The sequence below is a fragment of the Epilithonimonas sp. JDS genome, assembly GCF_021261315.1.
GTDB lineage: Bacteria > Bacteroidota > Bacteroidia > Flavobacteriales > Weeksellaceae > Epilithonimonas.
In genome coordinates this window covers 1-14,239 of sequence record NZ_JAJSAX010000008.1, presented here as the reverse complement: position 1 = coordinate 14,239, position 14,239 = coordinate 1, and the positions used below count along the sequence as shown (strand labels likewise).

Genomic DNA, 14,239 nt, shown 5'->3' with positions numbered 1-14,239 from the left:
AATGGCTTCAAATAAAATACAATTCAGAAGTATTCACGAACTAAAAGATCCAACCCTGAACGGGAAGTTGGCGCTGAAAGAGTTTCAGAATGAGATTCCGGTAGATGAATTCTTGGAAGATGCTGGTAACTCAGGAACTTCTCGTAGAGATTTTCTTAAGATATTAGGTTTCTCTACAGCAGCTGTTACTTTGGCAGCGTGTGAGGCTCCGGTTCTTAAAACGATTCCTTATGTGGTTAAACCACACGATATTATTCCGGGGATTCCAAACTATTACGCCTCTTCATATTTCGACGGATTCGATTTCGCCAGTGTTTTGGTTAAAACCAGAGAAGGTCGTCCGATCAAGATTGAAGCAAACCCCGCAGCTGGTTCATTAGGTAAAACCAATGCAAGAGCTCAGGCAAGTGTTCTTTCTCTTTATGATAATGATAAAGTGAAATTGCCAGCTTTGAATGGAGATGAGCAAACTGATTTTAACAAGATCGATGATTTTGTTCTAAAAGGTTTAACAGAATCTCAGGCGACTGGTAAAAAGATCGTGGTATTGTCACACTCTTTCCCAAGTCCAACGTTCAAAAAGTTGTTTGGAGATTTCAAAACCAAATATCCTTCTGCAGAACTGATCACTTATGATGCAATTCCTTACGCTGCAGCATTAGACGCAGCTCAGGAAGTCTTCGGACAAAGAGCATTGCCAGTTTATGATCTTAGTACTTCTCAATTGGTGGTTTCTTTCCAGGCAGATTTCTTAGGAGATTTCAACGCTTCAAGCTTAGAAGTTTCTTATGCTGCAGCTAGAAAGCCAGGTCCGGAAATGTTGAGACACATCCAAGTTGAATCTAACTTGAGTCTTACCGGAGCTAATGCCGATTCCAGATATAGATTGAAGCCAAGTGCTGTTTTCAAAACATTGGTAGAAGTTTATAATGGACTGAACGGTGGAACGGCTGATAAAACAGCTTCTGAGATCGTAAAAGAACTTCAGGCAAAAGGAAGCAACGCTGTTGTTTTCGCTGATGGTTCAAAAGCAGCTTACGTTCTGGCTCATTTAATTAATCAAAAATTAGGATCTAAAGCTTTTACTGGTAAAGCTAATTTCCTTAAAGAATATGACAACGCAAGATTCAACGAATTTTTATCTTGGTTGAATGGCGGACAAGTTGGAGTATTAATTTCCAATAATGTTAACCCAATTTATTCTCACGCAAAAGGAGAATCTCTAAAAGCAGCTTTGTCAAAAGTTCCTTATTCTGTAGCAATTACAGATAAGAAAAATGATATTTACAAAGCTTCCAAAGCAGTAATTCCTGCGACACATTGGTTAGAATCTTGGGGAGATATCGCTCCGGAAACTGGTGCATATTCATTGATGCAGCCGACGATCCAAAAGATCTTTACATCAAGACAGGTTGAAGAATCTCTTTTGGTTTGGATCAATGGAAAAAACAGTCCGGCGAATAACTATTACGAATATCTTAAAGCAAATGCTTTAACGCTTAACGAAGGGAAAACTTTCAATAAGACTTTATATAACGGTTTCACGACTGGTGGTCTTTCTACAGGATTGGCTTACGCAGGCGGAAATGCAGCTCAGGCTGTTGCTGAATTGTCAGCTTTCAGACCGGCTCAATTAGAATTACAACTTTATACCAAACAAGCAATTGGTGATGGAACGCAATCTAACAACCCTTGGTTGATGGAGCTTCCAGATCCGATCTCTAGATTGTCTTGGGATAATTACTTAACAATTTCTCCAAAAGATGCAGAAGCTTTGAAGCTTGAGAATAGCCTTAATGCTAGAATGCAGTTGGACGGAGACTTGGTTAACGTGACTGTAAACGGTGTGACATTGAAAGATGTTCCTGTTTTCATCCAGCCTGGACAAGCTGAAGGATCTTTGGGTCTGGCTTTAGGTTATGGTAAAAAAGATTCAGGGAAAGTAGCTGATACTGGTATCAACGCTTATCCAATTTTCGACGGTTACAATACAGTTCTTACCAATGTAAAAATCGAAAAGACCGGAGAAGATTATGAGTTCGCAGGAATGCAGCTTCAGAACACATTGATGGGTCGTTATGAAATCGCTAAAGAAGTTTCTTTGGAAGATTTCATCAGCAAGCCAACAGATGAGTGGAACAAGCCTTTGGCAATGCACACCATCGGAGGTGAACTTCCTATCGGAAAGATTGACCTTTGGGATTCTTTTGATGATACAGACGGTCCTCACTTCAACTTATCTGTCGATCTTAACTCTTGTACCGGTTGTGGTGCTTGTGTAGTTGCTTGTCAGGCAGAGAACAACGTAGCTGTTGTTGGTAAGGAAGAGATCAGAATGTCCAGAGATATGTATTGGTTGAGAATTGACCGTTACTACTCTGCAATTGAGAAAATCGAAACCAAAGAACAAATCGACAGAGGTCTTAATGCACCAATGTTGTACGGTGGTCCTTTCTCAGAAGGTATCCTGAACCATCCAGCTGATAATCCAGATGTGATCTTCCAGCCGGTAATGTGTCAGCACTGTAACCACGCACCTTGTGAAACTGTTTGTCCGGTTGCGGCAACATCTCACGGTAAACAAGGTCAAAACCAAATGGCTTACAACAGATGTATCGGTACTAGATATTGTGCGAACAACTGTCCATATAAAGTAAGAAGATTCAACTGGTTCAACTATGCGTTGAATGAGAAGTTTGACTTCAATATGAACAATGACCTTGGAAGAATGGTTCTTAACCCAGATGTTGTTACAAGAACAAGAGGGGTAATGGAAAAATGTTCTATGTGTATCCAAATGACTCAGTCTACAATTCTTGAAGCTAAGAAAGATGGTAGAAGAGTGAAGGATGGCGAATTCCAGGTTGCTTGTGCTAACGCTTGTTCTACGGGCTCACTTAAATTTGGAGATATGAATGATGTAGCTTCAGAAGTTCGCAGCTTGTTCAACAGCACCAGAAAATACGTATTGTTAGAAGAGATTGGTACAAAACCAAATGTATTCTATCATACAAAAATCAGAAACAGAAAAGAAAGTTTAAATAATAAATAGGTAAAAAATGTCAGGACATTACGAAGCTCCGATAAGGGAACCTTTAATTATTGGTCACAAGACTTATCACGATATCACAGAGGATATCGCAAGACCTATCGAAGAACGCGCAGGGAAATTATGGTGGGCATCATTGTATGCTGCTTTGATTCTGTTTGTTTACGGATTTGGTTGTATTGCATACACCATCGGAACCGGTATCGGTGCCTGGGGACTAAACAGAACTATCAACTGGGGTTGGGATATTACCAATTTCGTATGGTGGGTAGGTATTGGTCACGCAGGAACATTGATCTCTGCCGTACTATTATTATTTAGACAAAGATGGAGAATGTCTGTAAACCGTTCTGCAGAAGCGATGACGATCTTCGCAGTTTGTCAGGCGGCTATCTTCCCGGTGATTCACATGGGTAGAGTTTGGGTTGGATATTGGGTTTTCCCTTTGCCAAACCAATTTGGTTCTCTTTGGGTGAACTTCAACTCACCACTACTTTGGGACGTATTTGCAATCTCGACTTATTTCTCAGTATCCGTTGTATTCTGGTTTATGGGATTGATCCCTGACTTTGCAATGATCAGAGACAGAGCGAAGACGCCTTTTAATAAGAAAATTTATACACTACTAGCATTCGGTTGGGGTGGAAAAGCAAAACACTGGCAGAGATTCGAAGAGTTATCTTTGGTTCTAGCAGGCCTTGCAACACCACTTGTATTCTCAGTACACACGACTGTATCATTTGACTTTGCAACATCGGTGATCAAAGGATGGCACTCAACGATCTATCCTCCATACTTTGTTGCTGGAGCGATCTTCTCAGGATTTGCAATGGTACAAACGCTATTGTTGGTTGCGAGAAAGGTGTGTCACTTGGAAGACTATATCACAATGTATCATATCGAAATTATGAACATCGTAATCGTGGTAACTGGTGGAATGGTAACTGTAGCTTATGCAACGGAGTATTTCATCGGTTGGTATTCAGGATCCAGATTTGAAGATTTTACATATCTATCTCCGGGAGCGGCAACTGGTCCTTACTGGTGGGCATTCTGGGCATTGATTATTTGTAACTTGGTTGTTCCTGCAGCATTCTGGTTCAAAAAAGTAAGAACCAATATCTTCTGGACATTCATTATCGCATTGATCATCAACATCGGGATGTGGTTCGAGCGTTTTGATATTATCGTAATCAACTTGTCAAGAGATTATTTACCATCTTCTTGGACGATGTTCAAACCAACAATTATTGACGTTGGAGTATATTTAGGAACGATTGGTTTCTTCTCAGTATTATTCTTATTGTATGCAAGAACATTCCCTGTAATTGCACAAGCAGAATTGAAAAGTATTTTGAAAATTTCCGGTGAAACTTATAAAGCAAAAGAAGGAGATGAGCACCACTAAAATTATATATGGACTTTACGGCGACGACGATGATTTGATGCACGGCGTGAAAGCCTTTACGGATAAAGGAATCAGTATAAACGAAGTGTATACACCGTTTCCTGTTCACGGACTAGACAAAGCTCTTGGATTAAAGAAAACCAGAATTTCTGACGCAGCATTTATCTATGCTTGTTATGGAGTGACGATCGGGATTACTTTGACCGCTTGGATTATGAACCACGACTGGCCACAGAATATCGGTGGTAAACCGGCTTTTGACTGGTTGCACAATATGCCGGCTTTCGTAGATCCAATGTTCGAATTGATGGTATTCTGTTCTGCTCACTTGATGTCATTGACTTTCTTAGTTAGAAACAAAATGTATCCAGGCGCAAAACCTCAGAATCCAGATCCAAGAACGACGGATGACAAATTTATGATGGAGTTCGTTTCTGATGATGTTGAAACTATTAAACAACTGTTGATTGATACAGGTGTTGAAGAAATAACAGTTAAAGATGCTTAAGATGAAGAATAGTATATTAAAAATTACGGCAATCTTTGGTTTAACTACTGTTTTACTGAATTCTTGCGGTGGTCCAAAAGACAATCCACCTTTGGTATATTTTCCGGATATGTATTTTCCTGTAGCTTATGATCCTTTGATGAAAGCTAAAGATGCTTATTCTGATCACGAAAATGAAATCCCAGCATTCGTTGCTCACAACGGTGCAACCGGACTTTCTCCAGTAGAAGGAAGTGTTGCCCAGAATAGAGACGGAATCGTAACTGAAGAGGCTTTACCAAAAAATGTAGATCAGTATAATGCTGGCTATGATGCGTCCAAATTGATCACAGCTTCGCCTTTGAAACCTGAAAATCTTGAGAAAGATCTGGCAAGAGGGAAAGTGCTGTTTGATCATACTTGTTCTGCTTGTCACGGAACTGGAGGTGACGGGCAAGGACCAATTGTAAAAAGCGGTGCTTATTCAGGTGTTCCAAATTATGCTGACAGAGATATTACAATCGGATCTATCCATTATGTTTTGACAAATGGTAGAAATGCGATGGGATCTTATGCAGGACAACTTAATGTAGGAGACAGATGGAGAGTAGCTTTATATGTTTACAATACATTCAAAGCGTCAGCTGCTACAGCAACTCCAGCCGCTGCTGCACCAGCTGCGACGGCAACAGCTACAACAGAAAAAACTTCTACTGCAGCACCTGCAACGGAAGCTAAAACCAATGCTAAATAAAAAAAGAAAAAAATGTATAGTTTTTCACCTAAATTAAAATTGTATTCTATCATACTCATTGTTGTAGGAGTTGTTTTATTCGGGATTGGTTATGCTCTTAACCACGGATTAGATGATACTGCAATTTCACATTGGATGGAGTCTGTTCATTCAAAAGGTCACGATGCGCCTTCTCACTCAAGTGAGTTAGTTGGTCCTCAGGATCACGATGCTCATCTGGAGCACGCAAAACATCAGATCCACAATCAGCCTTTGGCAGCAGTTCATACATTTGCAGTATTCTTTTTTGGAATCAGCTGTTGTGCATTGTTCTTCTACAGTATTCAGCACGCGGCACACGCAGGTTGGTCTATTATTGTCACTAGAGTAATGGAAGCGGTTGCTTCATTCATTCCTTATGGAGGAGCACTTTTAATTATTCTTACAATTCTTAATATCACTCACAACGGACATTTGTTCCATTGGATGGATCCGGCACTTACAGATCCGAATTCACCCGAGTTTGATGTGATTTTATATGAAAAATCAAAATTCCTTAATATCCCTTTCTACTTTATCAGAACTTTGATCTATACTTTAGGAGCATCTTTCTTTGTATGGAAACTGAAAAGTATTTCTAAAAAAGTAGATGAGAACAAAGGAGACAGAAAGATTTATGCTAGTCTTTACAGCTGGAACGTAGGCTACATCGCATTCTTTGGGTTTGCATCTGCGGCTTGGGCTTGGGATTGGTTGATGTCTATTGATCCACACTGGTATTCTACACTTTACATTTGGTATTCAATGGTTAGTTGTTTGTCAACTGCTGTTGCTTGTATCATTTTGGTGAGTGTTTACATTAAGAAAAAAGGAGTATATCCTCAGTTTAACAACAACCACCTTCACGATCTTGGTAAGTTCTTATTTGCAACGAGTATGCTTTGGAGCTACCTTTGGTTCTGTCAGTTCATGTTATATTGGTATGCGAATATTCCTGAGGAGATCAATTATTTCTTCGGTAGATTCGAATATTACAAACCGACTTTCTTACCAATGTTGGTGATCAATTTCCTTGCACCGTTGTTGGTTTTAGTAAGCAGCAGTATCAAGAGAAATTACAAAGTGGTAACATTTATGGCTTGCGTAGTGATCTTTGGTCACGCTGTAGATTATTTCAATATGGTAATGCCGGGAACAGTTGGTCCTTACTGGAATAATACCTCAATGCTATTCTTGGTAGCAGGCGCATTCATTTTCGTAGTTGGTCTTTTCGTTTTCGCAGTAATGACAGCTTTGTCAAAACTGAAACTAATGCCAACTGGAAATCCGTTCTTCCACGAATCAGAGATTTACGAATATCCTTTCTAATTAATTTTAGAACTGAAAATATAAAACCCAGCAGTGATGTTGGGTTTTTTTATTAATTTTAAAGAAACAAAACTCAAATGATCCACAAACTTCCAATCGAAAATATTCTCTTCCTCGACATAGAAACAGTTCCACAAATCGATTCCTGGGAAAATCTAGATCCGACAACCCAATATCTTTATGATAAGAAAACCAAGTCTCAAAGAAAGGAAGAAGTTGAAGCGTCCGATTTCTACGAGCAGCGCGCCGGAATAATGGCAGAGTTTGGGATGATCATTTGTATTTCAATCGGAATGATTGATAGCAATTCCGGTAAATTAAAAATCAAAACATTCTCGGGAGAAGAGAAAAATTTATTAATCGAATTTTGTGAATTGTTTAATGCACCTAGAATGAACAGTGTAATTCTCTGCGCGCACAACGGTAAGGAGTTCGATTTTCCCTATATCGCAAGACGACTGCTTGTTCACGGCATTCAGCCGCCGCTTCCATTTCAAATGTTTGGAAAGAAACCTTGGGAAATTCCGCATATCGATACGATGGAATTATGGAAATTCGGAGATTGGAAAAGTTATGTTTCATTGGAATTGTTGGCTCACATCTTCGGAATCCCAACGCCAAAAGACGATATCGACGGAAGTATGGTTGCCGATATATTCTACAAAGACGGCGATATAGACAGAATCATTCATTATTGTGAAAAAGATGTCTTAACTTTGGCAAACATTTTCCGGCGTATGCGTCAGGAAGATTTATTAAAAAGATTAGATTAAAATGAAACTGACAGACGATCAAATCGCAGATATAGGCGAAGAAATTATCAAGGAACTGAAATCCGTTTACGACCCGGAAATCCCTGTGGATATCTACGAATTGGGATTGGTTTACGACGTTCAGATCTCAGAAGAAGCAGACGTTTTGGTAATAATGACACTCACATCTCCAAACTGTCCCGTAGCCGAAACTTTACCGGTAGAAGTGGAAGACAAGGTACGTGGCGTAGAAGGCGTTAAGTCTGCCAAAATAGAACTCACCTTTGAGCCAACCTGGACCAAAGAAATGATGAGCGAAGAAGCCAAGTTTGAACTTGGTATGTTATAATAAAAAATTCCTGCTGATTGCAGGAATTTTTGTTTAGTCTTTATATTCAAAAAGAAGAATTTTTTTAATATCAGGATGTAAACTGAGATACACTGCGCTGTTCTTTACCGTGTGCTCAATGAATTCCTGTTCTTCTGACGTATAAGAATGAGGGAATTTGAACACCGCGAAGATTTCGCCAATTCTTCTTGGCTCGAAATACATTGTTTTTTTCAATTCGCAGGTTGCTCCCGTAATATCAACGTGTCTGTCTTTTCCCAAGACAACAAGAGAAGCAAATGCGCTTTCTGCCAATGCCGTTGCAAAGATATCGGTCGGAGAGAAGTGCTCTCTTACTGTAAAGTCGTTGGATGGAACGTAAGTTGAGAAAACGTCGCCAGAAGCTTCGTGAACAGATTCAATTTTGAAGTCTCCTAAATAAGTTGTTTTTGAAGTCATAACGATAGTTTTTAGATTGTTTTTTCTGTAATAAATTTACACCATTTTTTCGAATTTGGAAATTTTGATTATTAATAATTATCAAAATATGATAAAATTTATCTTTCGGGGATCAATCTAAAAATGAAAAATATCCTTCGCCATATTGTAAGCGCTTTCGAAATGAAGAAGATTCTGTCTGATGTCTAGTTTTTCAGATGACATAAATGTAAATACTTTCTCCGTCGGCATATTTCCAACCAGATCATCCTTTGCCATCGGACAGCCGCCAATTCCTTTTATCGCACTGTCAAATCGTCTGCAGCCTTCATCATAAGCCGCTTTCAGCTTGATGTAAGAATCTTCGTAACGATTATGAAAATGCGCACCGAAATTAATCTCAGGATATTTCGAAGGAATTTTATTAAACAAAAGCGAAATCTTTTCAACATTCCCAACGCCAGTTGTATCAGAAAGTAAAATATCTTTAATGCCGATTTCCTCAAAACGTTTCGCCCAAAAATCTACATCTTCCCATTTCCAGCTTTCGCCATACGGATTCCCAAAAGCCATAGAAAAATAGAGATTCAGCTGTCGGCTTTCCGACTTTGCCAATTCGAAGATTTTCACAACTTCCGAGAAAGCTTCTTCACGACTTTTGTTCGTATTCCGATGTTGAAACGTTTCCGAAATCGAAAACGGAAATCCCAAAATATCAACCTGCTCGTGGCTCAATGCTTTTTCTGCACCCTTCAGATTGGCAACGATGACGGAAAGCTTTGTATTGGAAAGTGACTTGTCGATTTCATCTAGCACAGTTCCAGAATCCACCATTTGAGGCATCGTTTTCGGGTTCACAAAGCTCCCGCAATCCAGCACATCAAAACCAACTTCCATCAGCCTGTTAATGTAATCTATCTTCGTTTGCGTGGGAATCATTTCTCCCCAGCCTTGCATCGCGTCTCTAGGACATTCGGTTAAGAACATTGGTCTATTTTTAAATTTAATTTAGGGCAGCTATTCCGCCTTCCGTTCCCTCCCGATTTAACATCGGGATCCACTCAAGTCGGGCTGCAGTTACGAGTTGCAACATCTTTTAACAATCAGCAATCAATAATCATTTATTGCTTATCATTTATCACTTAACTCTAACCACGAATTGTTTGTTGTTCACTCCATAAATATATAACTTTGCGGAGATATAGCAAATTATATGGAAAACATCCAATTGGACGGCGTTTGGAAAGAAAAACTCCTCAGCAGATTCATCACATACATCAAGATATTTTCAACCAGCGACGCAGAAAGTGAGACCACGCCTTCCACGGAAAGACAGTGGGACATTGCAAATTACCTTCACAAAGAATTGCAGGAACTCGGCTTGGAAGATGTCAGTATCGATGACAAAGGCTATGTTTTTGGATTTATTCCTTCTAATATCGAGGAAAATGTTCCACAAGTTGGATTCATTGCGCACTATGATTCTTCACCAGATTTTAACGGCGAGAATGTGAATCCTCAGATTTGGGAAAATTATGACGGCGAAGATTTGTTATTGAACAAAGAAACAGGATTTACCTTGTCTTCAATCAAATTTGAAGCTTTAAAAAAATACATCGGACAAACCATCATCACGACAGATGGAACGACTTTGCTAAGTGCGGATGACAAAGCTGGCGTTGCAGAGATTGTAACGGCTGCAGAATTTTTGTTAGCAAATCCTCAAATCAAGCACGGACGAATTTCCATCGGATTCAATCCAGATGAGGAAATTGGAAGAGGCGCTCATCATTTCGATGTTGAAAAGTTTGGTGCAGAATGGGCTTACACAATGGACGGCGGTGAAATTGGCGAATTGGAGTATGAAAACTTCAACGCGGCCGGAGCTGTCGTGAAAATCCACGGATTGTCTGTTCATCCAGGTTATTCTTTCGGTAAAATGCTGAATGCAGGATTGGTAGCTTCAGAGTTCATCAATTCACTTCCGGAAAATGAAACGCCTGCCACAACAAAAGGTTTCGAAGGATTTTTTCACCTGACAGATTTCGAAGGTGATGTTTCCGAAGCCAAACTTCAGTACATCATCCGCGACCACAACGACCAGAAATTTGAAGATAGAAAAAAACTGATTGCTGAAAAAGTAGAAGCAATCAACCAAAAATACGGAGAGAAAACGGCTGAGATAGAAATCAAACCGCAATATCTCAATATGAAAAAACAATTCGAAGGCAAAATGCACATCGTGGACATCGCTGAACAAGCAATGAAAAACGCTGGCATCACCCCGAAAATCAAAGCCATCCGTGGCGGAACAGACGGCGCACAGTTATCCTATATGGGATTGCCTTGCCCGAATATCTTCGCTGGTGGACACAACTTCCACGGACCGTACGAATTTGTACCTTTGGAAAGTATGATTGCTGCCGTAAGCGTAATTGTTCATATCTCACAATTGGTAAAGTAATTGATTCATTAAATCAAATAAAATCTCTGAATGACAATCAAAGAAAATCAACAAGAATTAGTAGAAGAATTCTCCTTTCTGGAAGATTGGGAACAGAAATACGAATATATCATCGACCTCGGAAAAGAGTTGGAAGGACTTCCCGATGATAAAAAAACGGACGACAATCTCATCCGTGGTTGCCAGTCCAAGGTTTGGATAGATGCCGAACACAAAGACGGAAAATTGTTCTTCAATGCAGATTCTGATGGGATTTTGCCAAAGGGAATTGTTTCGCTTTTGGTGAGAATCTACAGTGGACATTCTACGCAGGAGATTTTGGATTCGGATTTTGATTTCATCTCACAAATCGGTTTGCAGGAATTCCTGTCGCCATCGCGCGCAAACGGATTAATGGCGATGACCAAGCAAATCAAATTTTACGCAGTCGCATTTCAACTAAAGAAGTAGGTGAAGACTATTTTAGCATATCGTTTTTCCGCATTTGGGGACGTTGCAATGACTGTTCCTGTTTGTATCGAGTTTCTGGAGCAGAATCCTGATGTTGAGCTAATATTCATCAGCAGGGAACATTTCAGAGATCTTTTTCACGGTCATCCGCGATTGATTTTCAAAGGCATCAGTTTCGATGATTACAAAGGAGTTTTCGGAATTCGAAAATTGACGAGACAGTTAATTAGAGAATTCAAACCCGATTATGTCGCTGACCTTCACGATGTCATCAGAACAAAAATGGTGAATTCTATTTTCAAAAGACACCGGTACAAAGTTTTCAAAATTAATAAAGGAAAGTCTGAAAAAGAAAAACTGACGAATATCTGGAATCTTGATAAAAAGCCACTCAAAAGAACGGTGGAAAGATACGCCGAAGTTTTCCGGAAAATGGGTTTTCCACTGGAATTATCACATCAATACCGTCGTAGATCTGAGGTCAAACAAGGAATCGGATTTGCACCATTTGCCCAGCATAAAGGGAAAATGATGCCGGAAGAAAAATCTTTTGAGCTGGCCAGAATTCTCGCCAAAACGCATAAAATTTATTTTTTTGGAGGCGGAAAAGAAGAGGATGAGATTCTGAAAAAATGGGAAAGCCAAATCCCTAATACTTTGAGTCTGTCAGGAAAATTGACGTTGAAAGAAGAACTTCAAAAAATCTCAGAATTGGAATTAATGATATCGATGGACTCGGCGAATATGCATTTGGCTAGTCTGATGGGAACAAGATGTATTTCTGTCTGGGGTTCCACGCATCATTTTGCAGGGTTTTTGGGTTACGGGCAAAGTAAAGATGATATTGTCCACGTGAAAGATTTATCCTGCAGACCTTGTTCTGTTTTCGGTGATAAAGAATGTTTCCGGGGGGATTATGCTTGTCTTGAGGAACTTAATATTCAGAAAATTATAGACAAAATATGAAGCTGAGTGTTTGTATTCCTGTTTATAATTTTGATGTCAATGAATTAGTCAATGATGTTCAAAATCAAATAAATTTAGATCAATTAGACGCAGAAATCATTCTGATAGATGACGCTTCGAAAGAAAAATTTATTGATTTAAATAAGGATTTACAAACCAAAGTCAGCCAGTTCATTTTCCTTGACAGAAATATAGGAAGATCAAAAATCAGGAATTTATTCTTAAAATATTCTCAATCAGAATATCTGCTTTTCCTAGATTGCGACGGAAAAATCATTAAAGAAAATTTTCTCCAAAACTATTTTGATTTTATTGAAAAAAAGAATCCGGAAGTTATTTTCGGAGGTAGAAAAGTAAGTGCAACCAAGCCAAGTGATGAATACGGCTTGCGTTGGAAGTTTGCCACAGAAAGGGAGAATCTTCCTGTAAGTCAACGTCTTAAAGAGCCATATCTTGATTTTCAAACCAATAATTTTGTTGTAAAAAAATCGATTTTAGAGCGGGTTCCATTCAATGAAGGAATTACCCAATACGGCTATGAGGATTTGGTGTTTTCAAAAGATTTGCAGGATCATCACATAAAGATTGATCATATTGATAATCCGATATTTAATAATGATGTGGAAACCAATTTGGTTTTCCTGGACAAAGCAGATCAGTCGGCAAAAAGTCTTGCGCATTTAATTCAAAAAGATAAAAATTTTGAAAGAGTCACTCAAATAAAGCTTGCCAAAGCTTATCTGATGATGAAGAGAACAGGTTTTATTCTGATTTACAAAGCGTTTTACAAACTTTTGAAGCCATCAGTCACCAGAAAACTTTTGAAAGGTAATGCGTCATTAAAAGTGCTTGACTTTTACAAACTTGGCCAGCTTATTGGTTATATGAATAAGCATTAGCCGTTTCGTAATTAAGTTCTAATTGGATATTGGCAACATTCAGCCAGGTTGCAATTTTAAGTGCAAAATATCCGATTAGCATTCCGAAAGTATTTAAGAAAACATCATCTATATCTGCAGTTCCTCTTGCGGTGTAATACTGTGCAAGCTCGATTGCGGAAATCCCACAAATGAACAGGAAGAATAATAGTGGTAAATTGTTAAGTTTTTTGATTAATAATCCCAATCCTCCGAATGGTATGAAAACCAATATGTTTCCTACGATATTGACCATAAAAGTCTCAGAGAAAAAATTATTGTATCGTAGAAAGTAGGTGATGCTTTGAAGCGGATTAAGTTGTAAGAATCCAAATTCGGGATGCCTTCCACAGCCGTAAAACATCATATATAATAGGAAAATAGTGTAGAAGGGAATTAACACTGCATAATATCTTTTCATAGGTTTCCTTTTGAGGGGATTAGTAATTAAAAGAGTTTTATACCAAAAAGGCGCAACAATTTTAGAAATAATTAAGCATCAAAAATCTTACCCTAATTAAAAAGTTAAACAGATGCTTAAATATTTTATGAAAGTTTAACGGTTGTGTGAATTGAGATTTAATAAATTAACAAAATTTTAAGAAAGTGGGCAGTACAGGATTCGAACCAGTGACCTCTGCGATGTCAACGCAACGCTCTAAACCAACTGAGCTAACTGCCCAAAAAATTTGTAGATGCTAATATAAAAAAAATCTCTCAATAAATTGAGAGATTTTGTGGGCCCTGAGGGATTCGAACCCACGACTCTCCCGATTAAAATCGGGATGCTCTAAACCAACTGAGGTAAGATGCAATCAATTTTTCAATCATCGTCTTGCTTTTCCAGTTTTTGATTTGTTTTTCTCTTTTGAAGGCTTC

The 14,239-nt window shown here is 38.8% G+C and carries 14 protein-coding genes and 1 tRNA gene; 11 read left to right on the top strand and 4 right to left on the bottom strand.

The genetic code is table 11. From position 1 onward, the window contains the following. The first annotated feature begins 1 nt into the window (after position 1). The 7 genes from LUD75_RS16910 to LUD75_RS16880 all read left to right on the top strand — a co-directional run bounded on the left by LUD75_RS16910 (position 2) and on the right by LUD75_RS16880 (position 8,146). On the top strand, positions 2–3,052 hold the full coding sequence (locus LUD75_RS16910; protein ID WP_232706990.1) for a TAT-variant-translocated molybdopterin oxidoreductase: 3,051 nt from the start codon (positions 2–4) through the stop codon (positions 3,050–3,052). A gap of 7 nt (positions 3,053–3,059) precedes the next feature. Next, positions 3,060–4,457, top strand: a complete 1,398-nt coding sequence (gene nrfD / locus LUD75_RS16905) for an NrfD/PsrC family molybdoenzyme membrane anchor subunit (RefSeq protein WP_034973937.1) — start codon at positions 3,060–3,062, stop codon at positions 4,455–4,457. Then, positions 4,444–4,965: a DUF3341 domain-containing protein gene (locus LUD75_RS16900; RefSeq protein WP_232706989.1), complete on the top strand. Its 522-nt coding sequence runs from the start codon at positions 4,444–4,446 to the stop codon at positions 4,963–4,965. Before nrfD ends, LUD75_RS16900 begins: the two co-directional genes overlap by 14 nt. Beyond that, complete coding sequence (locus tag LUD75_RS16895) at positions 4,958–5,698, top strand: c-type cytochrome (protein WP_232706988.1); 741 nt, start codon at positions 4,958–4,960, stop codon at positions 5,696–5,698. Before LUD75_RS16900 ends, LUD75_RS16895 begins: the two co-directional genes overlap by 8 nt. A gap of 12 nt (positions 5,699–5,710) precedes the next feature. Beyond that, positions 5,711–7,045 (top strand): quinol:cytochrome C oxidoreductase, encoded by a 1,335-nt coding sequence (locus LUD75_RS16890; RefSeq protein WP_232706987.1) that lies wholly within the window; start codon positions 5,711–5,713, stop codon positions 7,043–7,045. Between the two features lie 77 nt (positions 7,046–7,122). After that, complete coding sequence (locus LUD75_RS16885; RefSeq protein WP_232706986.1) at positions 7,123–7,818, top strand: 3'-5' exonuclease; 696 nt, start codon at positions 7,123–7,125, stop codon at positions 7,816–7,818. A gap of 1 nt (position 7,819) precedes the next feature. Next, positions 7,820–8,146, top strand: a complete 327-nt coding sequence (locus tag LUD75_RS16880; RefSeq protein ID WP_063971654.1) for an SUF system Fe-S cluster assembly protein — start codon at positions 7,820–7,822, stop codon at positions 8,144–8,146. 33 nt (positions 8,147–8,179) lie between these two features. Here the strand turns inward: LUD75_RS16880 and LUD75_RS16875 are convergent, their stop codons facing one another. Both LUD75_RS16875 and LUD75_RS16870 read right to left on the bottom strand, forming a co-directional pair. Then, on the bottom strand, positions 8,180–8,584 hold the full coding sequence (locus tag LUD75_RS16875; protein ID WP_232706985.1) for an OsmC family protein: 405 nt from the start codon (positions 8,582–8,584) through the stop codon (positions 8,180–8,182). 117 nt (positions 8,585–8,701) lie between these two features. Continuing rightward, positions 8,702–9,550 carry a hydroxymethylglutaryl-CoA lyase gene (locus tag LUD75_RS16870; protein WP_232706984.1) on the bottom strand — a complete coding sequence of 283 codons (849 nt, stop codon included), beginning with the start codon at positions 9,548–9,550 and terminating at the stop codon, positions 8,702–8,704. Between the two features lie 226 nt (positions 9,551–9,776). Between LUD75_RS16870 and pepT the strand changes: the two genes are divergently transcribed. Genes pepT through LUD75_RS16850 form a run of 4 tightly spaced genes read left to right on the top strand, consistent with a single transcriptional unit; the run spans position 9,777 to position 13,342 of the window. After that, complete coding sequence (pepT, locus tag LUD75_RS16865) at positions 9,777–11,027, top strand: peptidase T (protein WP_232706983.1); 1,251 nt, start codon at positions 9,777–9,779, stop codon at positions 11,025–11,027. 30 nt (positions 11,028–11,057) lie between these two features. After that, on the top strand, positions 11,058–11,477 hold the full coding sequence (locus LUD75_RS16860; RefSeq protein ID WP_034963970.1) for a SufE family protein: 420 nt from the start codon (positions 11,058–11,060) through the stop codon (positions 11,475–11,477). Beyond that, entirely contained in the window at positions 11,478–12,443 is a 966-nt protein-coding gene (locus LUD75_RS16855) for a glycosyltransferase family 9 protein (protein ID WP_232706982.1), read from the top strand. Next, a complete protein-coding gene (locus tag LUD75_RS16850; RefSeq protein WP_232706981.1) occupies positions 12,440–13,342 on the top strand; it encodes a glycosyltransferase family 2 protein in 903 nt (300 codons plus the stop codon). Before LUD75_RS16855 ends, LUD75_RS16850 begins: the two co-directional genes overlap by 4 nt. On the opposite strand, the gene LUD75_RS16845 is transcribed toward LUD75_RS16850, so the two are convergent. Next, positions 13,317–13,781: a VanZ family protein gene (locus LUD75_RS16845; RefSeq protein WP_232706980.1), complete on the bottom strand. Its 465-nt coding sequence runs from the start codon at positions 13,779–13,781 to the stop codon at positions 13,317–13,319. The two genes, LUD75_RS16850 and LUD75_RS16845, sit on opposite strands and share 26 nt — an antisense overlap. 186 nt (positions 13,782–13,967) lie before the next feature. Beyond that, positions 13,968–14,042 (bottom strand) — tRNA-Val (locus LUD75_RS16840). Positions 14,043–14,239: the final 197 nt, after the last annotated feature.

Bases quoted from the DNA above. Each gene is read 5' to 3' on its own strand.
- LUD75_RS16895 (WP_232706988.1), top strand. From the start codon at position 4,958: ATGCTTAAGATGAAGAATAGTATATTAAAAATTACGGCAATCTTTGGT.
- nrfD (WP_034973937.1), top strand. From the start codon at position 3,060: ATGTCAGGACATTACGAAGCTCCGATAAGGGAACCTTTAATTATTGGT.
- pepT (WP_232706983.1), top strand. From the start codon at position 9,777: ATGGAAAACATCCAATTGGACGGCGTTTGGAAAGAAAAACTCCTCAGC.
- LUD75_RS16850 (WP_232706981.1), top strand. From the start codon at position 12,440: ATGAAGCTGAGTGTTTGTATTCCTGTTTATAATTTTGATGTCAATGAA.
- LUD75_RS16860 (WP_034963970.1), top strand. From the start codon at position 11,058: ATGACAATCAAAGAAAATCAACAAGAATTAGTAGAAGAATTCTCCTTT.
- LUD75_RS16910 (WP_232706990.1), top strand. From the start codon at position 2: ATGGCTTCAAATAAAATACAATTCAGAAGTATTCACGAACTAAAAGAT.
- LUD75_RS16885 (WP_232706986.1), top strand. From the start codon at position 7,123: ATGATCCACAAACTTCCAATCGAAAATATTCTCTTCCTCGACATAGAA.
- LUD75_RS16875 (WP_232706985.1), bottom strand. From the start codon at position 8,584: ATGACTTCAAAAACAACTTATTTAGGAGACTTCAAAATTGAATCTGTT.
- LUD75_RS16900 (WP_232706989.1), top strand. From the start codon at position 4,444: ATGAGCACCACTAAAATTATATATGGACTTTACGGCGACGACGATGAT.
- LUD75_RS16890 (WP_232706987.1), top strand. From the start codon at position 5,711: ATGTATAGTTTTTCACCTAAATTAAAATTGTATTCTATCATACTCATT.
- LUD75_RS16880 (WP_063971654.1), top strand. From the start codon at position 7,820: ATGAAACTGACAGACGATCAAATCGCAGATATAGGCGAAGAAATTATC.
- LUD75_RS16870 (WP_232706984.1), bottom strand. From the start codon at position 9,550: ATGTTCTTAACCGAATGTCCTAGAGACGCGATGCAAGGCTGGGGAGAA.
- LUD75_RS16845 (WP_232706980.1), bottom strand. From the start codon at position 13,781: ATGAAAAGATATTATGCAGTGTTAATTCCCTTCTACACTATTTTCCTA.